The following is a 25,442-nucleotide window of genomic DNA, read 5'->3' as shown; positions in this document are numbered from 1 at the left end:
GCCGACGAGGGAGTGACGGATGCCGCGGCTCAGCGCCTCGGCCGAAGTCGCACGGTCGGGAGCTCGGGTGCCGGCAGCGGTGCCCCGTCGTAGCCCGGAACGGTGCCGAACGGTCCGTCGGGATCGTTGCGATCGATCACATCGGACTGCCACCGGCGCCGGAAGTCCACGACCTCGTCATGGGACCGGCCGATGAAGTTCCACCACATGACGATCTCCTCGCCGAACGGAACGCCGCCGAGGAGTACCACGCGCACCGGGTCGGCGTCGGCGCGGAGCCGCACCCGGGCGTGGCCGGGCTCGAGGTAGGCCAGCTGCGCCCACGGCACCGCGGTCGCGGCATCCGTGCCCGGGAACTCGACCGAGACGGGGCCCGCGTCGACCAGCACGCCGTGCTCGAACGCCGGGTCGAGCGGGAGGTCGACGACGCCGCCCGCGGGCAGGTCGACCTGCGCGCCGAGCAGGGGGGTGAACACCGTGACGGGCGAGGACGCGGCCTCCGCCGTCTCGTCGGCGTCGGGCCGCCCGCTCGCGAGCTCGCCCGTGAACACCCGCACCGTCGCGTCGCCCACGCGGAACGGCGTGGTGTCGGCGTGCTCGAAGAACGGGGCGACGTGCCGGGACTGCTCGGGGAGGACCGTCCAGAGCTGGACGCCGTGCAGGCGCGTCGTGCCCGGCGTCGACACCTCGGAGTGGGAGATGCCGCGCCCCGCGGTCATGAGGTTGACGCCGCCGGGTCGCACGAGCTCGTGGCTGCCGGTCGAGTCGCGGTGCTCGACCTCCCCCTCGAAGAGCCAGCTCACGGTCTGCAGGCCCGTGTGCGGATGCGGCGGCACGACCATGCCGCCCGTCTCGGCGACCTCGTCGGGACCGTAGTGGTCGGCGAAGCACCACGCGCCGATCGTGGTGCGGCCGCGCTGCGGCAGCGTGCGGCGCACCGGCATGGCGCGCGGGCCGCCGAGGGGCACCTCACGGTACTCGAGCACCTGCACGGCCGGGCCCTCGGGCGCCTCGGGCGGGCAGAGCAGTTCGACGGGATCTCGCTCGAGGTTGCTCATGCTGCGAATCCTACGCTCGCGCACGGGGCGGGAACCCGCCGCCGTCCCGGCCCCGGTACTGCCGCCGGAGGATGGTGCGGGGCTAGCATGTGGCCATGGTCCCGCAGCCCGTACTCCGCCGCGTCCCACTCGTCGCCGCCGCGCTCGCGTCGGTCCTCGTCCTGGCCGGCTGCGCCGCCGGGTCGGGCCCCATCGAGGACTACCCGGGGCTCCCGGTGATCGAGGAGGAGACCGACGAGGGCGCCGATGTCGAGTCGGAGGACGAGTCGGGCGCCGAGGGCGAGGAGGAGCCCGAGGAGGAGATCGCCGAGCCGACCGGCGACGAGCCGTTCGTGATCTACCTCAACGACGGCGGCCGCCTGGCCATCACCCTCTGGGGTTCGTCGACCTGCCCGGTGGTGCCGACCGAGCTGCGGGTCACCGCCGAGGCCGGCGAGGGCAACGCGGTCGAGGCGATCCTGCCCGAGCCCGAGGACGGGCCGTGCACGATGGACTTCGTGCCGCACACCACGGTGTTCTCGATGCCCATGGACGTCACCACCACGGAGCCGCTCGAGGTCGCGATCGGCGATTCGGTCGTGACGGTGCCGATCAAGTAGCGGGTCGGGAGCGCCGGCGCTCAGTCGACCGTGAGGTCGACGAGCAGGCGCGCCGCGAGCTGCTCGAGCTCGTCGCGCACGGCGACCGGTTCGGTCCCGGTGGGAACGCGCGCGACGATGTGCGCCTCGAACAGCTGGCCGCCCGCCATCGGGGCATCGCGCCGCTCGGTGTGCATGGTCTCGATGCTGACGCCGTGCCGCGCGAGCGCCGCCGACACGTCGCGCACGATCCCGGGCTGGTCGCTGCCCACGAGGTCGATCCGCAGCTCGGCCCACCCGTCGGCCGGCGCTTCGGCGGGTTCCTCGACTCCGGGGTGGGCGGTGACGTCGAGGAGCCCGTCGAGTCCCGCGAGCGCCGAGCGGAGCCCGGCCTCGGCGCCGTCGGGGACCGAGACGACGACGATGCCCGCGAACTGTCCGGCGAGCTCGGCCATCTGGCTGCGCTCCCAGTTGCCGCCGTGGGCGCCGATGGTCTCGGCGAGCGCCTCGACGAGTCCGGCGCGGTCGTCTCCGATGACGGTGAGCACGAGTCTGGGCATGCGTGCATCCAACCACGGGCTCTCGGGGCGCGTCGAGCGGCTCAGCGCGCGGCGCCGGGCGACGCGTCGGCGGCCGGCCGCGCGGCATCCGCTCGCCGCAGCACGAGCAGGTCGCCGATCTCGCAGTCGAGGGCGCGGCAGATCGCCTGCAACGTCGAGAAGCGGATGGCGCGCGCGCGATCGTTCTTCAGCACGCTGAGGTTCACGACGCTCACCCCCACGAGTTCGGCGAGCCGGGTGAGGGTCAGCCCGCGTTCGGCGAGGAGCTCGTCGAGGCGGCAGTGGACGTCGTGGGCCTCGTCGACCTCGGCGGGCGCCATCAGACCAGGCCCTCGCTGTCGCGCTGCAGCCGCGCGCCGACCTGGAACGCCGCGCCCACGGCGCCGAGGGCGAGGATCGCGAAGGGGACGGCCCAGTCCGTGCTGAAGGTGATGCCCTCGTACGTGTAGTCGCTGACCGCGGACAGCGCGCCGTTGACGGTCATGGTCGTGAGGATGCTGCCGAGGAGCCAGCCGGCCGCGAGGACGCCGGCGCCCCAGAGCACGATCCGCACGTTGCCGCGCGAGAACGCCCGGCCGCGCGCGAGGTTCCAGCAGAACAGCGCGAACAGGACGACGCCGGCGACGACCGCGGCGCCGTGCACGAGCGGCTCGGCGACCAGTGCGAAGCCGGTCGCCGCGGCCGGCTCCGGCACGGTCACGACCGCCTGGTCGACGCCGACGGTCACCGGCGCGCCGGCGGGGCCGATCGGGAGCTCCGCCGGCTCGTCGAGGAACGGCACCAGCACGGGCACGTCGCGCATGGCGACCACCTCGCCGAGGCGCAGCACGACGTTCCAGACGGTGGCGACGACGGCGACGGCGGCGATCCCCACGGTCGCGTACATGCCGATCGCGTCGCTGCGGTCGAGTCGGGTGGGCGCGTCGTGGGCCGTCATGGTTCCTCCGGGTCGAGTCGGCATCCGTGTTATCGATATTCGTTGTTATCGACGATCGATATGTTACGGATGGCGCCGACCCCGGTCAAGCGCCGATGCCGGACGTCCGACTGAGGGCCGGCCGGGTCGCGCACCGGTGCGCCCACGGCGGCGCACCGGTGCGCCCACGGCGAACACGGGCCCGCTGCCGAGTCCCGGTCGTTACCGTTGTTCTATCGACGCCCGACCGCGTCGACGAGGAGATGATGATGTTCGAGAGATTCACGGACCGAGCCCGTCGTGTCGTCGTCCTGGCCCAGGAAGAGGCCAAGATGCTCAACCACAACTACATCGGCACCGAGCACATCCTGCTCGGCCTCATCCACGAGGGTGAGGGCGTTGCCGCGAAGGCGCTCGAGTCCCTGGGCATCTCGCTCGACGCGGTCCGCGAGCAGGTCCAGGACATCATCGGGCAGGGCCAGCAGCAGCCGACCGGGCACATCCCCTTCACGCCCCGCGCGAAGAAGGTGCTCGAGCTCTCGCTGCGCGAGGCGCTCCAGCTGGGCCACAACTACATCGGCACCGAGCACATCCTCCTCGGCCTCATCCGCGAGGGCGAGGGCGTCGCCGCCCAGGTGCTCGTGAAGCTCGGCGCCGACCTCAACCGCGTCCGCCAGCAGGTCATCCAGCTCCTCTCCGGATACCAGGGCAAGGAGCAGGTCCAGGTCGGGGCCAACGAGCAGCAGGCGCCGCAGGGCGGCTCGCAGATCCTCGACCAGTTCGGCCGCAACCTCACGCAGGCCGCGCGCGAGTCCAAGCTCGACCCGGTCATCGGCCGCGAGAAGGAGATCGAGCGGGTCATGCAGATCCTCTCGCGCCGCTCCAAGAACAACCCCGTGCTCATCGGCGAGCCCGGCGTCGGCAAGACCGCCGTCGTCGAGGGGCTCGCGCAGGCGATCGTCAAGGGCGAGGTGCCCGAGACGCTGAAGGACAAGCAGCTCTACTCGCTCGACCTCGGCTCGCTCATCGCCGGCTCGCGCTACCGCGGCGACTTCGAGGAGCGCCTCAAGAAGGTCACCAAGGAGATCCGCACGCGCGGCGACATCATCGTCTTCATCGACGAGATCCACACGCTCGTGGGTGCCGGTGCCGCCGAGGGTGCGATCGACGCCGCGTCGATCCTCAAGCCGCTGCTCGCCCGCGGCGAGCTGCAGACCGTCGGCGCGACCACGCTCGACGAGTACCGCAAGCACTTCGAGAAGGATGCCGCGCTCGAGCGCCGCTTCCAGCCGATCCAGGTCGCCGAGCCGAGCCTGCCCCACGCGATCAACATCCTGAAGGGCCTGCGCGACCGCTACGAGGCCCACCACAAGGTCTCGATCACGGATGGCGCGATCGTGGCCGCCGCGAACCTCGCCGACCGCTACATCAGCGACCGGTTCCTCCCCGACAAGGCCATCGACCTGATCGACGAGGCCGGCGCGCGCCTGCGCCTGTCGATCCTGTCGTCGCCGCCCGAGCTGCGCGAGTTCGACGAGAAGATCGCCGTGGTCCGCGCCGCGAAGGAGACCGCGATCGAGGAGCAGGACTTCGAGAAGGCCGCGTCGCTGCGCGACGAGGAGAAGAACCTGCTCGGCGAGCGGCTCCGCCTCGAGAAGCAGTGGAAGTCGGGCGACGTCAAGACCACCGCGGTCGTGGACGAGGGCCTGATCGCCGAGGTGCTCGCACAGGCCACCGGCATCCCCGTCTTCAAGCTCACCGAAGAGGAGTCGTCGCGCCTGGTCTTCATGGAGAAGGCCCTGCACGAGCGGGTCATCGGACAGGAGGAGGCGATCTCCGCCCTGTCGAAGACGATCCGCCGCACGCGTGCGGGCCTCAAGGACCCGAAGCGGCCCTCGGGCTCGTTCATCTTCGCCGGCCCCACGGGCGTCGGGAAGACCGAGCTCGCCAAGGCGCTCGCCGAGTTCCTCTTCGACGACGAGGCCGCCATGATCTCGCTCGACATGTCGGAGTACGGCGAGAAGCACACCGTCTCGCGACTGTTCGGCGCCCCTCCCGGGTTCGTCGGCTTCGAGGAGGGCGGCCAGCTCACCGAGAAGGTCCGCCGCAAGCCGTTCAGCGTCGTGCTCTTCGACGAGATCGAGAAGGCGCACCCCGACATCTTCAACTCGCTCCTCCAGATCCTCGAGGAGGGCCGCCTCACCGACGGCCAGGGTCGCGTCGTGGACTTCAAGAACACCGTCATCATCATGACGACGAACCTCGGCACGAAGGACATCTCGGGCGGCCCCGTCGGCTTCCAGGTCGAGGGCGACACCCGCACGGGGTACGACCTCATGCGCGCGAAGGTGAACGAGGAGCTGAAGAAGCACTTCAAGCCCGAGTTCCTGAACCGCGTCGACGAGATCATCGTCTTCCCGCAGCTGTCGAAGGAGGAGCTCCTCCAGATCGTCGACCTGTTCATCAAGCGGCTGGGCGAGCGCATGCTCGACCGCGACATGACGGTCGAGCTCACCACTGCGGCGAAGGAGCGGCTGATCGAGGTCGGGTTCGACCCGGCGCTCGGCGCCCGCCCGCTGCGCCGCGCGGTGCAGCACGAGGTCGAGGACCGCCTGTCCGAGAAGATCCTGCACGGCGAGCTCAACTCGGGCGACCACGTGCACGTCGACTTCCGCGACGGCGAGTTCGTGTTCACGACCACGCAGCGGGCCCTGCCCGTCGGCGTGGGCGTCAACACCGGCGCGGCGATCGGCACGGGTCCGGCCACGCCCGACCTGGCGGCCGGCCAGTAGACCACGGTTCGATCGAGGGGGCGGATGCTGCGGCATCCGCCCCTTCGTCATGCGCGGGGGTCCACTCCGGGAGCGCCGGCGGGCGAACGCGCGCGCACGGGGCGGCCGTCGCCGGGGAATACGATGAGCGGATGACGCAGCCGCCCTTCATCGTGCGCAAGGCGCGCACGCGCGACGTCCCGAGGATCGTGGAGCTCGTGGAGCCGCTCGTGGCCCGACGCATCCTGCTCGGCAAGGAACGCGTCGACCTGTACGGCGACGTGCAGGAGTTCCGCGTCGCGGAAGCGGCCGACGGCGCTGTGGTGGGCTGCGGCGCACTGCACGTCATGTGGGAGGACCTCGGCGAGGTCCGCACGCTCGCGGTGCGCGACGACTGGCTGGGTCGAGGCGTCGGCCACGCGCTCCTCGACGTCCTCGAGGAGGACGCCCGCGAGCTCGGCCTCAGCCGGCTGTTCTGCCTCACGTTCGAGGTCGGGTTCTTCAGCCGGCACGGATTCGAGGACATGGGCGCCGAGTCGGTGGACCCCGCCCTCTACGCCGAGCTCGTCCGCTCCCACGACGAGGGCGTCGCCGAGTTCCTCGACCTCGCGCGCGTGAAGCAGAACACCCTCGGCAACACCCGGATGCTGAAAGTCCTCTGAGCGTTCCTCGACGAGTCCCGGGCGCGCCGGGCGACCGCACGGTCGTGGCTCGCGCCCGGCCCTAACCTGTGCCCATGACCGCCGACCGCACCACGCAGGGGCGCCTGCCCGCGCGCGTCTACCGGCGACGGCGGGCGATGGTGCTGCTGGGGCTCGTCGCGGTCGTCGTCGCGGTCGCGCTCGTGATCGTCCGTCCGGGCGCGAGCCAGGGCGGGGAGGTCGCGCAGACGGTGCCGCCGTCGGCGACGCCATCCGCCCTGCCGACGGCGTCGCCACCCGCAGGCGACCCGTCCGCGACCGCGGAGCCGGAACCGACGGCCGCCGCCGCCGTCGACGGCGCCGAGTGCGTCGACGGGCAGGTCACGGTCGAGGCCGTCACGGATGCCGCCGCCTACGCCGCCGGGGAGCAGCCCCGGCTCTCGGTGACCATCACGAACACGGGTCCGAACGTCTGCGTCATGAACGTCGGCACGAAGGCGCAGGCGTTCACGGTGCGCAGCGGCAACGAGGTCTACTGGTCGTCGACCGACTGCCAGGTCGATCCGGTCGACGCGGTGGTCTCCCTCGAGCCGGGCAAGCCGGTCTCCTCGAGCGCCCCGCTCGTGTGGGACCGCACGCGCTCGAGCGTCGACACCTGCGAGGGCGAGCGTTCGCCGGCCCCCGGCGGGGGAGCGTCGTACCACCTCGGCGTGACGGTGGACGGCTTCGAGTCGGAGACGACGAAGCAGTTCCTGCTCTACTGACGTGCGCGGCGACCCCACCGGCGCTTCCGGCCGGAGGGGCGGAGCGCGTCGATGCGATCGCTACACCTCCACGACGGGAGCGTCCGGGGCGTTCCGCTTCACGGAATCGATGCCGTTCATCGCGGACGACTTCGAGTCGTACGCCTCCGAGACGGCGATGACCTGTCCGTTGGTGGCCTTGAGGCGGAATCGGTACTTTCCCGAGGCATCCGTGTACACCTCGAACTTCGCGGCCATGGTCACTCCTTCGTGGGCCGGCGACGCGGACGCCGACCTCGCCCCTCCTGATCGTGGGGCTCCGGGCCGGGACGGGAAAGGGCACAAAGCCCTGCGGCGGCATCCCGCTCTCGAACGGGACCGCCGCCTCCGAACGCCTCGGTAGGCTGGTCGGATGGCCGGATCGAAGCGTTCGAAGGGCGGCGCGCCCGTGGAGTTCCGTTCGCAGGCGCTCGCCGAGGCGCTCGAACGGCAGGACATGGCGGCGGTCGCGCTCGCGCTCCGCCACGGCAACACCGTCGTACCGCTCATCAAGCCCGGACCGCGCGACGCGCCGCTCGACGGGGGCGAGGTGTGGACGTACCGCGACCCGAGGACGGGCGAGGTGGCGCTGCTCCTGTTCAGCGACGCGCTGAACAAGCCCGCCAACCTGCCGCCCGCGGTGGGACTCCAGAGCCCGGCATGGTTGCGGACCTTCCTGAAGCGCTACGAATCGACGATCACGACGGTGTTCCTCGACATCGCCGGCCCCCACCCGATGCAGGCGTCGCCGGCCGAGCTGCTCAAGGCGCTCGAGGCGTAGGGCTCGCGCCACCGCACCGCACCGCGCCGCGTCGGCGACCGAGCCTCAGAACGCGGCGTCGAGCTCGCGCTCGCGCGGCCCGGTGGCGACCATCATGGCGCGGTCGACCGCGGCCCGGACGCTCCCGAGCTCGTCGTCGAGCAGGGCCCGGTAGCCGAGCCGGTTCGCCTCGGAGGCGCGCTGCCTGGCCGACGCGACCGGCCGGACCTCGCCCGCGAGGCTGATCTCGCCGACGGCGGCGAGGTCGTTGGGCACGGCGCGGTCGCGCATGGCGCTCGCGATGGCGACGGCGATGGCGAGGTCGGCCGCGGGCTCGATGAGTCGAACCCCGCCAACCGTGGAGACGTACACGTCGTGCTCGCCGAGCTGGCGCAGGCCCGCACGGCGCTCGAGCACGGCGATGATCATGGCGACGCGCGACGGGTCGACGCCGTTGACCACGCGCCGGGGCTGCGGCGCCTTCGTGCCGACGACGAGCGCCTGCACCTCGACCGGGAGCGCACGCCGACCCTCGAGGGCCACCGTGACGCACGTGCCGCTCACGGCGCTCCGCGAGCGGCTGAGGAACAGCGCCGAGGGATCTGGCACCTCGGCGATGCCGTCGCCCGTCATCTCGAAGCAGCCGACCTCGTCGGTCGGGCCGAACCGGTTCTTCAGGGCGCGGACGAACCGCAGTGCGGTCTGCCGGTCGCCCTCGAACTGGCACACCACGTCGACGAGATGCTCGAGGAGGCGCGGGCCGGCGATCGTGCCGTCCTTCGTGACGTGGCCGACGAGCAGGACGGGCAGCTGGCGTTCCTTCGCGACGCGGATGAGCGTCGACGCCACCTCGCGCACCTGGCTCGGCTGGCCCGGCAGCCCGTCGGAGAGCGAGCTCGACACGGTCTGCACGGAGTCGACGATGAGCAGGTCGGGCTGCACCTCGTCGACCTGGCCGAGGATCGTCGCGAGGTCGGTCTCCGCGGCGAGGTAGAGCTCGTCGTGGAGGGCGCCCGTGCGGCCGGCGCGGAGGCGGACCTGCGCCGTCGACTCCTCGGCGCTGACGTAGAGCACGCGGCGCCCGGTCGCCGCGACGCGCGCCGCGACCTCGAGCAGCAGCGTCGACTTGCCGACGCCGGGTTCGCCCGAGAGGAGGATGGCCGCCCCCGCGACGATGCCGCCGCCCAGCACGCGATCGAACTCGCCGATGCCGCTCGGGCGGTGGGCCGAGTCCTCGGCCTCGACCTCGCGGATCGGGCGCGCGGCTCGCGCCGACGACGGCGCCACGGGCTGCAGGCTCCGCGTGAGTCCGGTCCCGGTGCCGGACTCGACGACGGTGCCCCACTGCTGGCACTCGGCGCAGCGCCCGACCCACTTGACGGTGCTCCAGCCGCATTCGGTGCAACGGAACGCGGTCGTGGGCTTCGGCATGCTGCGAGCCTAGGCGCGGCCCCCGACATCCGCGGGAAGCTCCGCCGCGGCATCCGCCGTGTCGGCCGGAGCCGGGAACCGCTCGGCGAGCGACGCGAGCAGCGCACCCCGGAACGCGTCGGCCCACACCCGGTAGCCGTGGTCGTTCGGGTGGAACCAGTCGTTCGCGAAGTGCGTGAACATGCGACGGAATCCGCGGAGGCGGGTCTCGCGATGCAGCCGGACGACCGTGAGCCCGCGCTCGTCGGCGAGGCGGCGGAGGATGTCGTTCGCGACCGCGACCTTGCGCTCGTTCTGCGGGAAGTAGAAGAACGGCAGGTCGGCCACGAGCGCGTGCGGCGGGACCGCGTCGAGGATGGTCCGCAGGTTCCGCTCGAACGCCTGCGGGTCCCACTTCGCGATGTCGTTCGCGCCGATCGCGACCGTCATGACGTCGGGGCGGTACTTCGCGAGCCTCGGGAGCTGGTCCTGCACGGCGAGCGCGGAGGTCGCGCCCGACACGCTGAGGTTCACGACGCGCACCGAGCGGCCGGTCGTGTCGCGGATCAGCCGGGCGAGGACGCCGACGTAGCTGTGATCGGGCCGGCTCGCGCCGATGCCCTGCGCCGCGCTGTCGCCCATCGCGACGTAGAGGAGCTCGCCGCGGACCTTCGCGTGGTCGCGCCACCACTTCGAGTGCACCGGCAGCGTCTCGTTGAGGATCATGCTGTTCCGCGTGATGCCGGCGCGGAACCGCCGCCACGCCCCGCGCGCGGCGAGCACGGCACCGCCCAGCAGGGCGAAGGTGACGAGGGCGGATGCCACGCCGGCACCCGGCGCGCGTTCGGGACGGTCGGTCACGCCGCGACGCTACGACCCGAGGCTGGGCGGTCGCTGAAGGTTCGCCGTGCCCGCCGCGCGTGGTCGCTGGCCCTTCCTCCCGGCCCGCCGCCCGCCGCCTCGTTTTGGTACCCGACGGCGATCCGGCTATCATCGATCCCGGTACCGTGTCCGAGCGGCCTAAGGTGCAACTCTCGAAAAGTTGTGTGGGTGAAAGCCCACCGTGGGTTCAAATCCCACCGGTACCGCCATGCCGAAGCCCCTCCTCACCGAGGGGCTTCGGTCGTCTCCGGGCTCACCATCCGCTGCGGGTCGGCGTGTGCCCCTCGCGCGCGTCGGCCGGCATCGGCATCTCGGCCCGCAGTCCGAGCAGTCGGATGGCGCGGCCGGGCTCGATGCGGTCCCCGGCGAGCTGCAGCATCCGGGCCGTCACGTCGTCCCGGTCGGAGGTCTCGGGGATCCGCCGCTGGTGGGTCTTGGTGATGAACGGCGCGTAGCGCACCTTGAGGGTGAGGCCGATGACCGGCCGGCCCTCGGCCGCGACGTCGTCGAGCACGTGTGCGGCGAGCTCCCGCAGGGCGGCCTCGACCTCGGCGGGGTCGGTGAGGTCCTGCTGGAAGGTCGTCTCGCGACTGTGCCCGCGCGCGACCCAGGGAGTGTCGTCGACGACGCGCGCTCCCTCGCCCCGCCCGAGCTGCCGGTACCACGGGCCCATGCGCGGCCCGAACTCGCCGGCCAGCACGGCGGCGTCGGCGTCGGCGAGCTGCGCGACCGTGCGGATGCCGTGCGCCGCGAGCCGCCGGGAGACCTTCGTGCCGACGCCCCAGAGTTCGATCACGGCCCGGTCTCCCATGACCTCGAGCCAGTTCTCCGCCGTGAGCCGGAACATGCCGGCGGGCTTGCCGAACCCCGTCGCGACCTTCGCGCGGACGAGCGTGTCGCCGATCCCGACGCTGCAGTGCAGCCGGGTCCGGTCGAGGACGGCGTGCTGCAGGTCGCGCGCGTACGTCTCGGGATCGTCGGTCTCGACGCCGACGAAGGCCTCGTCCCAGCCGAGCACCTGCACGGTCGCGCCGGGTCGCGCCCGCAGGGTCGCCATGACCTCCTCGGATGCCGCGACGTAGGCCTCCGCGTCGACCGGCAGGATCACGGCATCCGGCACCTTCCGCGCGGCGATGCGCAGCGGCATCCCCGAGCCGACGCCGAACTCGCGGGCCTCGTACGACGCGGTCGAGACCACCGCGCGCTCGGCGGGGTCGCCGCGGCCGCCGACGATGATCGGGAGGCCGGCCAGCTCGGGTCGACGCAGCACCTCGACCGCGGCGATGAACTGGTCGAGGTCGACATGCAGGACCCATGGGGCCGTCACGCGCCTCACGCGCCCTGACTACCGGTTCCGGCGGGGGAGCGCAAGCGCAACCACCGCGCCGTCGGCCTGCTGGAGCGAGGACGGACCCCGCCTCGCGGTGGAGGCGGGGGCGGCACGGGTGAGGCTGCCTCACTCCGGGCACGTGTTCGGCCGGCCCTGGCTCGACGGCGGGTTCACCTCGCAGTCGCTCTGCAGATCCTGGGGTTCCGGGCTCGTGTTCTTGGTGTTGCCCTTCGTCTCCTGGGAGCTGTACGAGCCGACTCCGGCCTGGTTCCTGCCCGGGCCGTCGAAGGTCTCGCACGTGACCGTGCCGCGGTCCTTCGTACAGTTGTCGGGGAGCGGCGCGGCCACCGCACCCATCGCCGAAGCGCCGACCAGCATGCCGGACAGCGCGAGCGTCGCAAGGATCCTTCGCATGATTCCCCCATCGGGTTGCCGGGCGTCATCCGCCCGTGGGAAGGGGAACGTCGGGTGGCGCTCCCCGTCCGCGCCGCGCGGGGGCATCGGGTCGATCTTCGGGTGTCGGGCGGCCCTCGGGCCGCGCGGATGGCGACAGGGTACGCTCGCCCGTCGCGCGCGGCAACGATAGATGAGGAAGTATCAGTTTCAGTGTGTTCGGCGCCGCCCCGCCGCGGCCTCGCGCGCATTTCCACCCGATAGCGCGTTCCGACACGCCAGCGCAACCTCTTGCACTCAGGAGTCTCTCAGGAGGACAGTGGTGCCTACACAAGAGAAGGAGTGTGCTCAATGAGTTTCCTTGCTTTCCTCCTCCTCGGCCTCATCGCCGGGGCGATCGCCAAGCTCATCCTGCCCGGCAAGCAGGGCGGCGGATGGCTCATCACCTTGCTGCTCGGCGTCGTCGGCGCCCTGCTCGGCGGGTGGCTCGGCAGCGTGCTGTTCGGCGTCGGCCTCGAGGAGTTCTGGGACCTCAGCACCTGGCTGCTCGCCATCGGCGGCGCAATCGTCGTGCTGCTGATCTACGGCCTCATCGTGAACCGCCGTCGTACCGCCTGAGTCCAGACGAGACGAACCCGAGGGCCCGGTCGACGCGTGTCGGCCGGGCCCTCGGCCTGTTCGGCGGGCGGCGCGGCCCGGCTCGGCCGGGTCAGCCGCCGGCGAGTTCGACGAAGCGCCGCAGCATCCGCTGCGGTTCGGTGACGGATGCCGCGGCGAGGCGGGCGGCCACGGCGTGCAGCTCGCGCGCGGGGAAGTACCCGTGGTGCCGGTAGACCTCGGCGCGGGCGATGAAGTCGGCCGTCGAGACCTCGGGATGGAACTGGGTCGCGTACACGCTGCGCCCGACCCGGTACACCTGCACCGGGCACGCCGCCGAGCCGGCGAGGTGGACCGCGTCGGAGGGCAGTCGCTCCGTCGCCTCCTTGTGCCCGACGAGGGCGTCGAACCGGTCCGGCAGCACACCCACGAGCGGGTCGGCGCGGCCCTCGTCCGTCAGGGTGATCTCGACCGCGGCGGCCTCCTCGCCGTATCGCGTGCCCACCTCGCCACCGAGCACCAGGGTGAGTACGCCGATGCCGTAGCACGTGAACAGCACGGGATGATCGCGCTCGAGCGCGTGCTCGGCGAGGCGGGCCAGGTCGGCCTCCACGCGGCGCTGCACCGCGTGCTTGTGCTCGTGGGGCGTCGTGACGTTGTACGGGCTGCCGCCCACGACGACGCCCGCGAAGCGCTGCGGCACGACGTCGCGGAGCGGTTCGACGTCGATCCGGAGGTGCTCGAGGCGTCCTGCGTCGAGCCCGGTCGCGCGGCGGACGGACTCGTACTCGGGTCCGACCGCCTCGACCTCGGGACGCGCCGAGATGAAGAGGAAGGGGCGGCTCACCGTCGTCGACCGCCACGGCGATGCCGACGGCTCCCGCGCGCGCCGGCGGCCGAGCGCCCTCCGCGCGGCTGTCCGCCCGTCGATCGCCGGTTCCGCGCGTCCGGGGCGGGCGTCGCGGCCGCCGCCCCGTCCGCGCCGTCGGACTCGTCGGCGCCGCGCGAGCTCCGCGCCGTCCGGCCGCGCACGACCCCGACGAACTCCTGGATGTCGTCGTCGTCGCGTTCGACCAGCCACACCAGCGCGATGCGCGTGGGCGCGGCATCCGTCACCGGGATCGCGACGACGTCGCGGCGATGGTGCAGCCGGGCGAGGCTGTGCGGCAGGATCGCGTAGCCCGTGCCCGCGGCGACGAGCTCGAGGGTCATCGCGGGATCGTCCTGCGCGGGCGCCCGGGGCTCGTCGGCCAGGTCGCCCAGCACGAGCTCGTCGGCCTCGGCGAGCGGATGGTCCTTCGGGAGCGCCGCCACCGCGACCTCCTCCCACAGCTGGATGCGATGCAGGCCCGTCTCGTCGACGGGGAGCCGGACGAACGCGAGGTCGGCCTCGCCCGAGCGGAGCCGGTCGCACTGCGCCGCCTCGTCGACGCGCTCGGCCTCGAGCGGCAGGTCGGGGCGCCGATCGGCCCACGCGCGCACCCACTTCGCCGGGCTCACCCCCGCGACGTAGTCCAGCCGCAGCGACACGTCAGCCCCCTTCCGCCGCGCCGAGCGGCCCTCTCAGGGTAGTCGGCGCCTGCGGCGGGTGGCGAAGCCGACTACCGTGGAGTCGTGAACGAGTCGAAGCCCCGCCCCTCCCAGACGATGAAGCCCGAGACGGCGGCGAAGAAGCTCGGCATCCTGCTCGACGCCGCGCCCGAGGAGTTCCGGTCCGGCGACGTGACGCGCGACGAGCTCGCGTCGCTCCAGTCCGACCCGCCCGAGTGGCTCGCCACCCTCCGTCGCGAGGGGCCGCACCCGCGGAGCGTGGTCGCGGCCAAGCTCGGCGTCTCGAACTCTGGCCTCGCCCGCTCGGGCATCGACCAGCCGCTCACGACGGCCGAGATCAAGCAGCTGCTCGAGGCGCCGCCCGCGTGGCTCGTCGAGGAGCGCGCGCGGCAGGCTGGCGTGCGCGCCGAGAAGCGCCGCATCGCCGAGCGCGACGCGGCGCGCCGCGCGGGCGATGCCGCGGGCGGCGGAGGCGGCGGCGCGGGCGTCTGACGCGTCCGTCAGGCCGCGTAGCGCGCAGCCAGGAACGCGGTCACGTCGGCGAGCTCCCGCTCGGAGACCGAGTGGCCGAGTCCCTCGTAGACCCGCTGGTCGACCTGCGCGTGCGCGGGCAGCCAGTCCTGCGTGTGCCGGACCGCTTCGGCGGGGATCACGTCGTCGGCCGTGCCGCGGCCCCAGAACACGGGCGGCGCGAGCTGCGACATCCGTTCGTCGCCCTCGCGCTCGCCGGGGAGCGAGAACCCGGCGAGGCTGACCGCGAACGCGAACCGCTCCGGTGCCCGGCGCAGCAGCTCGATCGCCATCGCCCCGCCCTGCGAGAAGCCGAGCAGGCCGATGGATGCCGCTTCCGGTGCGACGCGATCGAGCCACTCGAGCACGGCGGTGGTCGCGGCCTCGGCGTCCTCCGTCGAGAGCTCGTCGTCGAGCCGCTCGGGCAGCGGGAACCAGGCGTGCCCGTACCCCGTCGCGAGTGGGGCGCGCAGGCTCGCGATCGCCGGTCGCAGCGGGAGGTACGGGCTCAGGCCGAACAGGTCGCCCTCGTGCGAGTTGTAGCCGTGCAGCAGCACCAGGAGGGGCCGCCCGGCCCGGTCGGCCGGCGATGCCGACCACAGCACCGCCTCGTCGTCGATCCGCATCGGGGCATCGTACCCCGGCCCACCGGGGCCGCCGCTGCTGGGCCGCCCACGCGAGGGCGCGCGACACGCCGCGCACCGCTCGCGTGAGGCGGCGTGTCGCGAGCCCTCGCGTGGCGCCCGGCGCCCTCCGCACGAGCCGGGCCGCCGTGGGGCAGAATCGAGGCATGGCCGTGCGCACACCCGACCCGGACTGGAATCCCGGCGACGAGCCCGTCGTGCAGCCGCCCGCGAACCCGGGCTGGCTGAGCGACATCGAGCTCGCGGAGGTGCGGGGCCGGCTGCCCCTGCTCTACGTCGAGGCGGTGCCCGTGCGCGTGGACGGCGTCGGGCAGGTCATCGAGGTGGGGATGCTGCTGCGCGCCAACGCGGTCGGCGAGATGACCCGCACCCTCGTCTCGGGCCGCGTGATGTACGGCGAGACGATCCGCGACGCGCTGTTCCGCCACCTCGAGAAGGACCTGGGCCCCATGGCCTTCCCGCTGCTTCCGGCCAGCCCGGTGCCGGCCGCCGTCGCCGAGTACTTCCCGCTGCCCGGGCTCTCGCCGTTCACCGACGAACGCCAGCATGCGGTGTCGCTCGCCTACGTCGTGCCCGTCACGGGAACCTGCGAGCCTCGCCAGGACGCGCTCGAGGTCACCTGGGTCACGCCCGAGGAGGCCGCGAGCGAGGCGCTGGGTGCCGAGATGGAGGGCGGGCGCGGCGTGCTCCTGCGGCGCGCGCTGGCCTCGGTCGGCGCACTGCCGTAGGCCGGCGGCGCCACGCCGGCGCCGACTGGACCGCGTCGGGCCCGCGAGCGCCTAGCGCACCATCCGGATCTCGTGGATGGTCTCGCCGAGGAACGGCTCGTCGTGCGACGCGCCGTCGGCCGCGAAGCCGTTGCGCGCGTAGAACGCCACCGCGTGCTCGTTCGCTGACGGAACCCACAGGTACACCGAGTCGTCGCCCACGGTCGCGTCGAACAGCTTCTGCCCGATGCCCTTGCCGTGGTGCGCGTCGAGCAGGTGGATGAAGAACAGCTCGCGCTCGCGCGGCGCGTCGGCATCGCGGGCGGGACCGGCACCGGCGAATCCGACGATCTCGCCGTCGACGAGCGCCGCGACGTGGGTGAACCGGTCGCCCTGGCCCATCCAATGGGACCAGAGCTCGGCCATGCGGCGGGGCGAGAGGTTCGCGAGGGTGGCCGCGTCGACGAGGCTGTCGTAGTCCTCGTGCCAGCACTGCGCGTGCACACGGCCCAACGCCTCGACATCGGAGTCTCGGACGGGACGGATGACGACTTCGGCAGCGACCTCGGTGCTCATGCGCCTCAGGCTAACCCGGGCTCCCGTCACCGGCGAAATCGGCGGATGCCGCGGCTCGGCGCACGACCGGCGCCCACCGTTCGCACGGCCGCGACGCGGCATCCGTCCAGCCCCCGGGCGTAGCCTGCGGCCATCATGAGCCCGCCGCCGCGGCCCGGCCACCATGCCGGACCACCCGCCGAGTACTGCGCGACGATCGTGCTGCGCAGCCCCGCGACGCGCATCGACGCGCTCGCGGTGATCGCGCTCGTCGCCGAGTCCCGCGTCGTCGGCGCCGGCACCGTGCGGGCGCGCGTGCCGCTCGCCCCGGGCGCGTGGGCCGAGGTCGAGCTGCCGCGCGTGGGCGAGCCGCCGCCGCTCGCGATCGACGTCTACAGCACCGTGGGCGACGACCACGCCCGCCTGACGGCGCTGGGGCTGCTGGCCCGACTCGAGGCCTCGACCGCCTGGAGCCTCCGGCCGGACTTCGCGACCTGACATGGCGACGGCCCCGCACCACGAGGTGCGGGGCCGTCCGGTCGGGCGAGGGGTCAGCCCTGCGCGCGTCGGTTGGTGCGCGTGGAGCGCGACGGCGACACGAGGCTCCCGACGCGCAGGGGCGCCTTCTGGCCGTGGCGGCCGGATGCCGCGCGCGGGGCGCTCGACGACTGCGCGGCGCGGCCCTGCCCGCCGGACTGGCCGGGCGCGTGCGCCTTGGCCTCGGCGGGACGGCCCGAGCGGTCGCGGCGGGGCGCCGCGGGCGCCACGTCGGACTGCCCGCCGCGGCCACGGCTGCGACGACCCTGGCCGGCGGGCTGCGGCTCGCCGGCGCGGGCGGCCCGCTTGCGCTGGGCGTTGGCGCCCTGCGAGCGCCCGCCGCCCTGCGGCTGGCGCACCTCGCGCGGCGCGGGCTTCACGTACGGCGCGACGTCGCCCACGAGCTTCGCGACGGCGGGGGAGTCCGACGTGACCTGCTGCGGCGTGACGCGGATGTCGGCCTTGCGGAGCAGGGTCCTGAGGTCCTGCTTCTGCGCGGGCAGGCAGATCGTCACGACGTCGCCCTCGCTGCCGGCGCGCGCGGTGCGGCCCGAGCGGTGCAGGTACGCCTTGTGCTCCATGGGCGGGTCGACGTGGATGACGAGCTCGACGTTGTCGACGTGCACGCCGCGCGCCGCGACATCCGTGGCCACGAGCACCTTGACCGAGCCGTCGCCGAACGCGGCGAGGTTGCGGTCGCGCTGCGGCTGCGACAGGTTGCCGTGCAGGTCCACCGCGGGGATGCCCTGCTCGGTGAGCTTCTTCGCGAGCTTCTTCGCGTGGTGCTTGGTGCGCATGAAGAGGATGCGGCGGCCCGTGCCCGAGGCGAGCGTGCGGACCAGCTCGTTCTTCGCGTCGACGTCGTCGATCTCGAACACGTGGTGGGTCATCGCGGCGACGGGGGAGTTCGCCTCGTCGACCGAGTGCAGCACCTCGTTCTGCAGGTAGCGCTTCACGAGCTTGTCCACGCCGTTGTCGAGCGTGGCCGAGAAGAGCATGCGCTGGCCGCCCCGGGGGGTCTTGTCCATGATGCGCGTGACGACCGGGAGGAAGCCGAGGTCGGCCATGTGGTCGGCCTCGTCGAGCACGGTGATCTCGACGGCGTCGAGCGAGAGGAAGCCCTGCTTCATGAGGTCCTCGAGGCGGCCCGGCGTGGCCACGACGATGTCGACGCCGGCACGCAGCGCGGTCACCTGGCGGGTCTGGTTGATGCCGCCGAAGATCGTGGTGACCTTCAGCCCGTACGCGGCCGCGAGGGGCTCGAACGTCTGGCTGATCTGGGTGGCGAGCTCGCGGGTGGGGGCGAGCACGAGGCCCAGCGGCCGGCCCGCGCGGCGCGTGCCGCCCGCGAGCGACGTGCCGAGGCGCGCGACCATGGGCAGCGCGAAGGCGATGGTCTTGCCCGAGCCGGTCTTGCCGCGGCCGAGCACGTCGCGTCCGGCGAGCGTGTCGGGCAGCGTGTCGGCCTGGATGGGGAAGGGGGTGGTCTTGCCGTCGGCGGCGAGGGCCGCGACGAGCGGTGCGGGCACGCCGAGCGCGCCGAAGGTGAGGTCCGTCAAAGGGGGATCCGTTCGGGATGGCACCCATGCGCGGGTCGAGGAGGCGCGCAGCGGCGCCTCGAGACCCGGCGATGGGATGAAGATGGCGAAGACGCCGGTCGGCGAATCCGTTCGCCGTATGAAGTCATCGGGCGCTGGGCCCGGGAGCGTGTCTACGACGCAGGCGGCGCGATCGTCGCGCTCGCCGACCTCCACCATAGCGGACGCGGCGGGGGTGAGCCTGTGAGCCGCCCGCGGCGGCGCGCCCGAACGTCCGCGGAGCGGGAGTGCGCGTCAGCGCGGCATCCGCTCGCCCACCGGGATCTCGTCCTGCAGCGTGTCGCCCGCCGGAGCGAGCGGGCACGACCACGACGGGTCGTAGGCGCACGACGGGTTGTAGGCGAAGTTGAAGTCGACCACGAGGCTGTCGTCGTCGGCGCCCGAGCCGAGGTCGGCGCCCTTGATCGTGTCGAGCAGGTAGCGGCCGCCCCCGTACGTGCCCCCCGGCTGCCCGGCGAGCCCGTCCTTCACGGGCAGGAACAGCCCGCCGCCGTAGGCCGTGAGTCGCCACACGTCGAGCGTGCCGAGGTACGGGATGCGGACCGTCCCGACGAGCGAGAAGGGGATGGGTCCGTCGGTCGAGCTGTCGACGACCATGCGGACCGGCTCGTCGGGCCGGCGCACCTCGAGCTCGAAGCGCCAGTCGGGGTCGTACCGCGCCACCGTGAGTCCGGTGAAGCGCGCCCGGTCGTCGGGCAGGAGCGGCGACTGCGGGTGGCCGGCGAACAGCTCGTCGCGGCCCGACCGCCAGAGTTCGTGGCCCTGCGCGGGATCGTGGGAGCTCAGGTGTCGCACGCCGGCGTAGAGGCCGAAGACGCGGCGGCGCCAGTCCGCGAGCTGCAGGGCGCCGAGGCTCGCGGTCATGCCCCGCTCCGTACGGCGGCGACGGATGCCGCGCGGTCGGCGTCGGCCGTGCCCGGCGGGTCGTACGCCCACGTGGGCGCGAGCTGCTTCAGGCGCATGCCGCGGTACTGCCAGAACGCCCAGGTCGGGTACCACAGCAGCGGCTCGAGGGCTCCCGCGCTCGCGCGGAGCTGGTCGCGGTAGAGGGTCCGCCCGTCGGGCAGCGGCGAGATCGCCATCCGGTGGTCCCAGTGCCGGAACGCGGCGAGCGGCCCGGACACGGCCCCGCCGCCGTCGCGCAGCATCTTCACGCCGGGCGGCAGCCCGCCCGGGTACGACACGTCGATGATCTCCTCGCCGGTCGGCGCGATGCCGAACGCGAGCGCGCGCAGGCGGTGCGGCCCCTCGGGCCAGGTCGCGGGGAAGCCGGCGCCCTCGAGCGACTCGAAGTCGAGCCACGGCGCGACGACCTCGCGCAGCACCGCGGGGCTGCGGATCGCTCGCCATGCGGCATCCGCATCGCAGTCGAGGGTGAGCTTCAGCAGCACTCGCATGCGTCGAGGCTAGGGGTGCCGGATGCCGCGGCCAAGGGCCCGCGCCGGATTCCCGGCCGGCGCTCGGCGGGCTCCCGGTCGGAGCCCTGTCCGCGCCGAACCCCAGTGCCTAGACTCGCGGCATGGGCGGACTGGAACTCGTGGTGCCCTCGCTCGTCGGGATCGGCGCCGCGGTGCTCGTCCTCGTCGGGGTGGTCGTGGGCCTGCGCCGTGTCGGGACGCGGCGCGAGGCCATCGAGCGCAGCTCGGTCCGGGCGCTCGAGACGCAGGCCAAGTCACGCCTGGTCCGAGCGGACGAAGCGGTCCGCGACGCGGAGCAGGAGGTCCGGTTCGCCGAGGTGCAGTTCGGGCCCGAGACCGCCCGCGAGGTCGCGGAGGCCGTGGACCGTGCCCGAGGCTGGCTGCGCGAGGCCTTCCTGCTGCAGCAGCGGCTCGACGAGGCTCCGGAGGAGTCGTCCGCTCGGCGACGCTCCTGGAACGATCGGATCGGGTCCCTGTGCGACTCCATCGAGCACACGCTCGCCGAGGCCGACCAGCGGCTCGCCGGGCGCCGCGCTGCGGAGCGGGAGGCCGTCCGCGACCTGCCCGCGCTTCGCGAGCGCCTGCAGCGGTCGGGCGCGCGGAGGGCGGATGCCGCCGAGCTGCTCGCGCGGCTCGGCACGCGCTTCGACGCGGCCTCGCTCGCGGGTGGCCAGGGCGCGACGGCGCGAGCGGACCGGAGCATCGCGGCCGCGCAGTCCGCGGTGCAGGCCGCCGAGGCGCATCTCGGCGACGCCGCGCACCCGCTCGCACCCGAGCTCCAGCGCGCCTGGCACGCGCTCGACCTCGCCGACCGCGAGCTCGCCGCCGTCGAGCGCATCGAGCTCGACCTCACGACCGCCGCCCACGAGGCGGAGGCGGAGGCCGCGGCGCTCGCCGCCGAACTCGCCGCCGCCCGCGCCGAGCGCGACGTGGCCACCGATGCCGAGGGGGCCGCGGCGCTCGCCCGGGCGATCGGCGACTGCTCGCCGCTCCTGGTCGGTCGCGAGGCGCACGCCGGCGACCCGTTCGCCGAACGCGACCGGCTGCGCGCGGCCCGCGACCGGCTCGAGGTGGCCCGTTCGGCGACCCGCCGAGCGGAGGGCCGGCTCGACGGAGCGCGGGGTGCGCTGCCCGGCGCGATCGCCATCGCGGAGAGCCAGGTCGCGGTGGCACGGTCGGCGATGGAGCGCGCCCGCGCCTTCGTCGGCGCCGACGCGCGCACGCGTCTCGCCGAGGCCGAGCGGCAGCTCGGCATCGCCCGCCGCGAGTCCGACCCGGTCGCGGCGCTCGACGCGGCCCGGCGCGCGGCCGCACGTGCGAGCGACGCCGAGGCGCTCGCGCACTACGCCGCGCTGCACCGCTGAGCGGCGGCTGCTCATGACGATCTGCGGGAGCCGTCCCAGCTTCCGCCGTCCTGAGACGGCGCTGCGGCTACTTGCCCCCCGAGATCCGGATGTCGGTCGCAGTCACGTACGACGCGTCATCCGACAGCAGGTACGCGACCGCCCCGGCGACCTCGTGCGGCTCGCCCGGCCGGCCCATCGGGATCCCGCCCGCGCGCTCGTCGGGCGCGTTCGGGCGCCCGGCCGCCGCGTGGATCTCGGTGCGCGTCGTTCCGGGCGACACGGTGTTCACGCGGACGCCCTGCCGCGCGAACTCCTTGCCGAGGCCGAGCGACATGGTGTTGAGCGCGGCCTTGCTCGCCGCGTAGGGGATGTACGTGTCGGGGGCGCCGTGCGTCGCCGCGCCCGACGAGATGTTCACGATCGACCCCCCGGGCCCGCCGCGGTCGGTCGACATGTGCGCGATCGCGGCGCGGCACAGCGCCATGGGTGCGAGCACGTTGATGCGGAGGACGAGCTCGGCCTCCTCGATCGATCCGTCGAGGAACGGGCCGATGCGCCCGGTGATGCCGGCGTTGTTCACGAGTCCCGTGACGCGGCCGAGGCGGCGCACGGCTTCGGGCACGAGCTCCGCGCACGCGTCGAGGTCGGCCTGGTCGAGCTGCAGCACTTCGACCCGTGCGCCCGCGGCGCGGCATCCGTCGGCCACGCGCTCGGCGGCGTCGCGTCGCTCGCGGTAGGTCAGCACGAGGTCGTGGCCCTCGGCCGCGAGGCGCTCGGCGATCGCGGCGCCGATCCCGCGCCCTCCGCCGGTGATGATCGTCACGGGACGTGCGTCGACATGCGAGGTCATGCACCCACCCTACGAGCGCCGCGGTCGCGTACCCTGTCGCGGTGAGCGAGACGACTCCCGCCCCCGCGGCGCAGGCGAAGTACCAGGTGCGGTTCGACCAGGGCGAGGGCGGCGCGCGTCGCATCGCCGAGGGCGTGCAGGTGGTCGTGTGGGTCGACCAGACGACGGATGCCGCGCCGGCGCCCCGCACGGCCGCGCCCCTCGTGCCGCAGGCCGTCCTCGACGCCGCACCGCCCGACGCGGCCGTGCTCGCGGCGGACCTGCGGGACGCGGCGGCGGCCGCCGCGTGGATCCTCGCCGAGCAGGAGCGCCTCGGCCGCCGCGCGTACCTCGCGGTCGTCGCCGCCGGCCGCGCCGACGAAGGGTTCGCGGCCGACGACGTGCTCGCGGCGGGGGCGGTGATCGACGCGCTCATCGAGCTCGGCATCGACGACACGTCACCCGAGGCGGCCGTGGCATCCGCCGCCTACTCGGGGCTGCGCCGCGCGGTCGCGCACCTCGCCACCGCGTCGGTCGCGGGGCGCGTGGCGACCGCTGCCGGCGCCGACCCGGCGGCGCTGCGGCGCTCGGCCGCGCGGGACGACGGCGCGACGGCGCGCGTGATGCGCGAGGGCGCCCCGGCCTAGGCGGCGGTGAGCTGCACCTTCGCCGACTTGCGGGCGCGGTGCGCGCGGACCTTGGCGCGGTTGCCGCAGCGCTGCATGGAGCACCAGCGCCGGCTCGCCGCACGCGAGGTGTCGAGGTAGACGATGCCGCAGTCGCCCGCGCAGACGCGCACCCGGCCGTCGTTCGCCGGACCGAAGCAGTCGACCGCGTCGCGTGCGATCGTCGAGAGCGCCTGCCCCACGGTCTGCACCGAGCGGCCGGCCTGGCGCGAGCCGCCGTCGAGGGTCGGCGGGATGTCGGGCGTCGCCGCGTAGAGGTTCACGACGTCGATGTCGGCTGCGCGCCTGGCCTCCCCGCGTCCGGCCGCGAGCGCGAGCCGGCTGATCGCGTCGCGAAGCGCGAGGGCGTCGAACAGGTCGCGGGAGCGCGCGGCGCCGACGGTCATGGGGAACCGCTCGCGCAGCCAGGCCGTGAGGTCGTCGGGCGCCTGGAGGCGCTCGGGGGAGACGGCGACGGGGAGACCGCCGGTGTAGGCGAAGTCGAGCGCGAGCGAACCGGAGTCGAACCACCACCTGCCGCTGTCGTCGGCGAACCACTGGCCGACGGGGATCGAGACGGTCGAGACGGGCACCGCACCAACCTACCCGTTCGCGAGTCCCCGTTTCATCGCGATCGGATGACGGATGTCGCGCGCGGCATGCGACCGCGGTGCGCCGATCGCCGTGCCGGGTCGGGGCTCACTCGGCGGCGGCGCTCGCGGCCGCGCGTCGCATGGCGCCCGTGATCTCCCGGCGTCGCCAGACGATGAGGTTCGCGCGATCGAACCCGCGCCGGCAGAGCCCGCAGCTGAGCGGCCGCGACGGTGCACGGTAGCGGTAGTGCTCGTGCCCGGACGGGCAGTGCCCGACCCACGGGGCGAGCTCGTCCGCGACGGCGCCGTCGTGCGTGCGCCGGCCGACGTAGCCGAGCGAGGCCGCCGTGCGCGCCCACTTCGGACCGTGCCCGGCGCGGGCGCCGGCCATGGCATGCGCGACCTCGTGCAGCAGGATCTGGTGGATCTCGTCGTCGTCGTAGCGCGCCGCGAGGTACCTCGAGACCGAGATGCGCTTCTCGGAGTAGTTGCAGAGCCCGGCGCGCTTCTTCGCGTTGTCGAACTCGAACGACCAGACGGAGGGGTCGAGGTGCAGGGCGATGAGCGCCTCCGCCCAGACCCGAACGCGTCCGAGATCCGCCATGCGATCGACAATAGCGCCGAGGTCCGGGATCGACACCGATTTCGCCTGTCCCGCATCCGGGGGCCGGTCAGCCGCCCTCCGCGAGCTCGATGCGCAGCAGGCGGTCGTCGCCGTCGCGCGGCGACCCTCGTCCGTCGGTGTTGTTCGTGAGCGCCCAGAGCTCCCCGTCGGGCCCGGCGATCACGTCGCGGAACCGTCCGTACTCGCCCGCGTACGTGTCGACGACCTCGCTCGGGGAACCCGTGGCAGGGGAGGCCCACCACAGCCGCTCGCCCCGCAGCGCCGCGACCACGACGGTGTCGCCCACGACCGCGATGCCGCTGGGGCTCGCCTCGCCGGTGGGCCACTGCACCGCGGGGTCGGTGAACCGCCCGTCGTCGGCCCGCCCCTCGACCTCGGGCCAGCCGTAGTTGCCGCCGGGCACGATGCGGTTGAGCTCGTCCCAGGTGTTCTGGCCGAACTCCGCGGCCCACATGCCGCCCGCGGCATCCCAGGCGATGCCCTGCACGTTGCGGTGGCCGAGCGACCACACGAGCGAGCCGAACGGGTTGTCGGGCGCCGGCTCGCCGTCGGGCGTCATCCGCAGGATCTTGCCCGCGAGCGAGTCCGGGTCCTGCGAGGCGCCGCGGTCGCCGGCGTCGCCCGTCGTGACGTAGAGGAAGCCGTCGGGGCCGATCGCGAGCCGGCCGCCGTTGTGGTTGCCCGCCCGGGGGATGCCCGTGAGGATCGGCTCGGGATCGCCGAGCCCGAGGTCGCCCGCGACCCCCGTGAGCGGCATCCGCACGACGCGGTTGTCGGCGTCTCCCGTGTGGTACGCGTACAGCGCCTCGCCGCGGCCGCCGTCGCCGGGCAGGTGCGCCAGGCCGAGCAGGCCGCCCTCGCCGCCGGCGGCGACCCCCTCGACGACCGCGACCTCGCGGAGCGTGCCGTCATCCAGGACCTCGACGATGCGGCCGGAGTCCCGCTCGCTCACGAGGACCCCGCCGTCGGGCAGTCGCACCACCGACCACGGCGCCTCGAGCCCCTCGGCGAGCACCTGCGGGGTGCCGGCCGGGGCGAGGACGGGCGGCCGGGAGGCCGGCGGCTCGGTGGCGCTGGGCACCGAGTCGGCCGAGGGCGGGTTCACCACCGGACCGGGATCGGGGCCGGCCGCGCACCCCGCGAGCAGCACGACGGACGCCGTCGCCGCGAGTACCCGTGCGCGCAT

31 protein-coding genes and 1 tRNA gene are annotated in these 25,442 nt (G+C 73.8%); 12 read left to right on the top strand and 20 right to left on the bottom strand.

All coding sequences use genetic code 11. The features are described from left to right. Nucleotides 1-29 precede the first annotated feature (29 nt). On the bottom strand, nucleotides 30-1,058 hold the full coding sequence (locus tag WBQ80_RS14285) for a pirin family protein (RefSeq protein ID WP_336571861.1): 1,029 nt from the start codon (nucleotides 1,056-1,058) through the stop codon (nucleotides 30-32). A gap of 95 nt (nucleotides 1,059-1,153) precedes the next feature. On the opposite strand from WBQ80_RS14285, the gene WBQ80_RS14280 reads away from it, so the two are divergent. Continuing rightward, nucleotides 1,154-1,657 carry a hypothetical protein gene (locus WBQ80_RS14280; RefSeq protein WP_336571862.1) on the top strand — a complete coding sequence of 168 codons (504 nt, stop codon included), beginning with the start codon at nucleotides 1,154-1,156 and terminating at the stop codon, nucleotides 1,655-1,657. A 20-nt stretch (nucleotides 1,658-1,677) separates the two neighbouring features. Here the strand turns inward: WBQ80_RS14280 and WBQ80_RS14275 are convergent, their stop codons facing one another. The 3 genes from WBQ80_RS14275 to WBQ80_RS14265 are packed head-to-tail and all read right to left on the bottom strand — an operon-like array spanning nucleotide 1,678 to nucleotide 3,133. Next, a complete protein-coding gene (locus WBQ80_RS14275; protein WP_336571863.1) occupies nucleotides 1,678-2,196 on the bottom strand; it encodes a glycine cleavage system protein R in 519 nt (172 codons plus the stop codon). Nucleotides 2,197-2,237: 41 nt separating this feature from the next. Then, the gene (locus WBQ80_RS14270; protein WP_336571864.1) at nucleotides 2,238-2,516 is read right to left on the bottom strand and encodes a helix-turn-helix domain-containing protein; all 279 of its coding nucleotides are present in this window, start codon (nucleotides 2,514-2,516) and stop codon (nucleotides 2,238-2,240) included. Beyond that, nucleotides 2,516-3,133, bottom strand: coding sequence for a hypothetical protein (locus tag WBQ80_RS14265; RefSeq protein WP_336571865.1), 618 nt, complete (start codon nucleotides 3,131-3,133; stop codon nucleotides 2,516-2,518). Before WBQ80_RS14265 ends, WBQ80_RS14270 begins: the two co-directional genes overlap by 1 nt. Nucleotides 3,134-3,381: 248 nt before the next feature. Between WBQ80_RS14265 and WBQ80_RS14260 the strand changes: the two genes are divergently transcribed. The 3 genes from WBQ80_RS14260 (at nucleotide 3,382) to WBQ80_RS14250 (ending at nucleotide 7,288) form a co-directional block, all read left to right on the top strand. Then, a complete protein-coding gene (locus WBQ80_RS14260; RefSeq protein WP_067946611.1) occupies nucleotides 3,382-5,904 on the top strand; it encodes an ATP-dependent Clp protease ATP-binding subunit in 2,523 nt (840 codons plus the stop codon). Nucleotides 5,905-6,035: 131 nt separating this feature from the next. Beyond that, on the top strand, nucleotides 6,036-6,545 hold the full coding sequence (locus tag WBQ80_RS14255) for an amino-acid N-acetyltransferase (RefSeq protein ID WP_336571866.1): 510 nt from the start codon (nucleotides 6,036-6,038) through the stop codon (nucleotides 6,543-6,545). Between the two features lie 74 nt (nucleotides 6,546-6,619). Next, nucleotides 6,620-7,288, top strand: a complete 669-nt coding sequence (locus WBQ80_RS14250; RefSeq protein WP_336571867.1) for a hypothetical protein — start codon at nucleotides 6,620-6,622, stop codon at nucleotides 7,286-7,288. A 60-nt stretch (nucleotides 7,289-7,348) separates the two neighbouring features. Here WBQ80_RS14250 and WBQ80_RS14245 read toward each other — a convergent pair whose 3' ends face one another. Further along, nucleotides 7,349-7,525, bottom strand: a complete 177-nt coding sequence (locus WBQ80_RS14245) for a YegP family protein (protein WP_336571868.1) — start codon at nucleotides 7,523-7,525, stop codon at nucleotides 7,349-7,351. A gap of 154 nt (nucleotides 7,526-7,679) precedes the next feature. On the opposite strand from WBQ80_RS14245, the gene WBQ80_RS14240 reads away from it, so the two are divergent. Beyond that, nucleotides 7,680-8,087 carry a dehydrogenase gene (locus WBQ80_RS14240; RefSeq protein WP_336571869.1) on the top strand — a complete coding sequence of 136 codons (408 nt, stop codon included), beginning with the start codon at nucleotides 7,680-7,682 and terminating at the stop codon, nucleotides 8,085-8,087. Nucleotides 8,088-8,132: 45 nt separating this feature from the next. Here the strand turns inward: WBQ80_RS14240 and radA are convergent, their stop codons facing one another. Both radA and WBQ80_RS14230 read right to left on the bottom strand, forming a co-directional pair. Further along, complete coding sequence (radA, locus tag WBQ80_RS14235) at nucleotides 8,133-9,497, bottom strand: DNA repair protein RadA (protein ID WP_336571870.1); 1,365 nt, start codon at nucleotides 9,495-9,497, stop codon at nucleotides 8,133-8,135. Between the two features lie 9 nt (nucleotides 9,498-9,506). Beyond that, entirely contained in the window at nucleotides 9,507-10,337 is an 831-nt protein-coding gene (locus WBQ80_RS14230) for an SGNH/GDSL hydrolase family protein (protein WP_336571871.1), read from the bottom strand. A 140-nt stretch (nucleotides 10,338-10,477) separates the two neighbouring features. Here WBQ80_RS14230 and WBQ80_RS14225 point away from each other — a divergent pair. Next, nucleotides 10,478-10,567, top strand: a tRNA-Ser gene (locus WBQ80_RS14225). A gap of 44 nt (nucleotides 10,568-10,611) precedes the next feature. On the opposite strand, the gene WBQ80_RS14220 is transcribed toward WBQ80_RS14225, so the two are convergent. Further along, entirely contained in the window at nucleotides 10,612-11,685 is a 1,074-nt protein-coding gene (locus WBQ80_RS14220) for a DNA polymerase IV (RefSeq protein ID WP_336571872.1), read from the bottom strand. A 129-nt stretch (nucleotides 11,686-11,814) separates the two neighbouring features. Then, nucleotides 11,815-12,102: a hypothetical protein gene (locus WBQ80_RS14215; RefSeq protein ID WP_336571873.1), complete on the bottom strand. Its 288-nt coding sequence runs from the start codon at nucleotides 12,100-12,102 to the stop codon at nucleotides 11,815-11,817. A gap of 330 nt (nucleotides 12,103-12,432) precedes the next feature. On the opposite strand from WBQ80_RS14215, the gene WBQ80_RS14210 reads away from it, so the two are divergent. Then, nucleotides 12,433-12,699 carry a GlsB/YeaQ/YmgE family stress response membrane protein gene (locus WBQ80_RS14210; protein ID WP_336571874.1) on the top strand — a complete coding sequence of 89 codons (267 nt, stop codon included), beginning with the start codon at nucleotides 12,433-12,435 and terminating at the stop codon, nucleotides 12,697-12,699. Nucleotides 12,700-12,790: 91 nt separating this feature from the next. Here WBQ80_RS14210 and WBQ80_RS14205 read toward each other — a convergent pair whose 3' ends face one another. Then, nucleotides 12,791-13,525 (bottom strand): glutamine amidotransferase, encoded by a 735-nt coding sequence (locus WBQ80_RS14205; RefSeq protein WP_336571875.1) that lies wholly within the window; start codon nucleotides 13,523-13,525, stop codon nucleotides 12,791-12,793. Further along, entirely contained in the window at nucleotides 13,522-14,208 is a 687-nt protein-coding gene (locus WBQ80_RS14200; RefSeq protein ID WP_336571876.1) for a LysR family substrate-binding domain-containing protein, read from the bottom strand. Before WBQ80_RS14200 ends, WBQ80_RS14205 begins: the two co-directional genes overlap by 4 nt. A 117-nt stretch (nucleotides 14,209-14,325) precedes the next feature. On the opposite strand from WBQ80_RS14200, the gene WBQ80_RS14195 reads away from it, so the two are divergent. Beyond that, on the top strand, nucleotides 14,326-14,721 hold the full coding sequence (locus WBQ80_RS14195) for a DUF5997 family protein (RefSeq protein ID WP_336571884.1): 396 nt from the start codon (nucleotides 14,326-14,328) through the stop codon (nucleotides 14,719-14,721). A gap of 8 nt (nucleotides 14,722-14,729) precedes the next feature. Here the strand turns inward: WBQ80_RS14195 and WBQ80_RS14190 are convergent, their stop codons facing one another. Next, nucleotides 14,730-15,365 (bottom strand): alpha/beta hydrolase, encoded by a 636-nt coding sequence (locus WBQ80_RS14190; protein WP_336571877.1) that lies wholly within the window; start codon nucleotides 15,363-15,365, stop codon nucleotides 14,730-14,732. Nucleotides 15,366-15,529: 164 nt separating this feature from the next. Here WBQ80_RS14190 and WBQ80_RS14185 point away from each other — a divergent pair, with 164 nt between their 5' ends. Further along, nucleotides 15,530-16,111, top strand: a complete 582-nt coding sequence (locus tag WBQ80_RS14185) for an NUDIX hydrolase family protein (protein ID WP_336571878.1) — start codon at nucleotides 15,530-15,532, stop codon at nucleotides 16,109-16,111. A 51-nt stretch (nucleotides 16,112-16,162) separates the two neighbouring features. Here the strand turns inward: WBQ80_RS14185 and WBQ80_RS14180 are convergent, their stop codons facing one another. Continuing rightward, nucleotides 16,163-16,666, bottom strand: a complete 504-nt coding sequence (locus WBQ80_RS14180) for a GNAT family N-acetyltransferase (protein ID WP_336571879.1) — start codon at nucleotides 16,664-16,666, stop codon at nucleotides 16,163-16,165. Nucleotides 16,667-16,801: 135 nt separating this feature from the next. On the opposite strand from WBQ80_RS14180, the gene WBQ80_RS14175 reads away from it, so the two are divergent. Beyond that, nucleotides 16,802-17,143 carry a hypothetical protein gene (locus WBQ80_RS14175; RefSeq protein ID WP_336571880.1) on the top strand — a complete coding sequence of 114 codons (342 nt, stop codon included), beginning with the start codon at nucleotides 16,802-16,804 and terminating at the stop codon, nucleotides 17,141-17,143. A gap of 53 nt (nucleotides 17,144-17,196) precedes the next feature. Here WBQ80_RS14175 and WBQ80_RS14170 read toward each other — a convergent pair whose 3' ends face one another. The 3 genes from WBQ80_RS14170 to WBQ80_RS14160 form a co-directional block, all read right to left on the bottom strand. Then, nucleotides 17,197-18,741, bottom strand: a complete 1,545-nt coding sequence (locus WBQ80_RS14170) for a DEAD/DEAH box helicase (protein ID WP_336573279.1) — start codon at nucleotides 18,739-18,741, stop codon at nucleotides 17,197-17,199. 273 nt (nucleotides 18,742-19,014) lie between these two features. Beyond that, nucleotides 19,015-19,644, bottom strand: a complete 630-nt coding sequence (locus tag WBQ80_RS14165; protein WP_336573278.1) for a DUF1684 domain-containing protein — start codon at nucleotides 19,642-19,644, stop codon at nucleotides 19,015-19,017. Then, on the bottom strand, nucleotides 19,641-20,177 hold the full coding sequence (locus WBQ80_RS14160; protein ID WP_336573277.1) for a hypothetical protein: 537 nt from the start codon (nucleotides 20,175-20,177) through the stop codon (nucleotides 19,641-19,643). The genes WBQ80_RS14165 and WBQ80_RS14160 overlap by 4 nt, the downstream gene beginning before the upstream one ends. A 122-nt stretch (nucleotides 20,178-20,299) precedes the next feature. Between WBQ80_RS14160 and WBQ80_RS14155 the strand changes: the two genes are divergently transcribed. Next, nucleotides 20,300-21,562, top strand: a complete 1,263-nt coding sequence (locus WBQ80_RS14155) for a hypothetical protein (protein WP_336573276.1) — start codon at nucleotides 20,300-20,302, stop codon at nucleotides 21,560-21,562. A gap of 67 nt (nucleotides 21,563-21,629) precedes the next feature. Here the strand turns inward: WBQ80_RS14155 and WBQ80_RS14150 are convergent, their stop codons facing one another. Beyond that, nucleotides 21,630-22,394 carry an SDR family NAD(P)-dependent oxidoreductase gene (locus tag WBQ80_RS14150; protein ID WP_336573275.1) on the bottom strand — a complete coding sequence of 255 codons (765 nt, stop codon included), beginning with the start codon at nucleotides 22,392-22,394 and terminating at the stop codon, nucleotides 21,630-21,632. A 41-nt stretch (nucleotides 22,395-22,435) separates the two neighbouring features. On the opposite strand from WBQ80_RS14150, the gene WBQ80_RS14145 reads away from it, so the two are divergent. Further along, nucleotides 22,436-23,020, top strand: a complete 585-nt coding sequence (locus WBQ80_RS14145) for a hypothetical protein (RefSeq protein WP_336573274.1) — start codon at nucleotides 22,436-22,438, stop codon at nucleotides 23,018-23,020. On the opposite strand, the gene WBQ80_RS14140 is transcribed toward WBQ80_RS14145, so the two are convergent. The 3 genes from WBQ80_RS14140 to WBQ80_RS14130 all read right to left on the bottom strand — a co-directional run bounded on the left by WBQ80_RS14140 (nucleotide 23,017) and on the right by WBQ80_RS14130 (nucleotide 25,442). Next, nucleotides 23,017-23,631 (bottom strand): CGNR zinc finger domain-containing protein, encoded by a 615-nt coding sequence (locus WBQ80_RS14140; RefSeq protein ID WP_336573273.1) that lies wholly within the window; start codon nucleotides 23,629-23,631, stop codon nucleotides 23,017-23,019. The two genes, WBQ80_RS14145 and WBQ80_RS14140, sit on opposite strands and share 4 nt — an antisense overlap. 106 nt (nucleotides 23,632-23,737) lie before the next feature. Continuing rightward, entirely contained in the window at nucleotides 23,738-24,235 is a 498-nt protein-coding gene (locus WBQ80_RS14135; protein ID WP_336573272.1) for a SprT-like domain-containing protein, read from the bottom strand. Between the two features lie 67 nt (nucleotides 24,236-24,302). Next, the gene (locus WBQ80_RS14130; RefSeq protein WP_336573271.1) at nucleotides 24,303-25,442 is read right to left on the bottom strand and encodes a PQQ-dependent sugar dehydrogenase; all 1,140 of its coding nucleotides are present in this window, start codon (nucleotides 25,440-25,442) and stop codon (nucleotides 24,303-24,305) included.

The sequence above is a fragment of the Agromyces sp. CCNWLW213 genome, assembly GCF_037199545.1.
GTDB lineage: Bacteria > Actinomycetota > Actinomycetes > Actinomycetales > Microbacteriaceae > Agromyces.
This window is presented reverse-complemented; position numbering and strand designations above follow the sequence as displayed.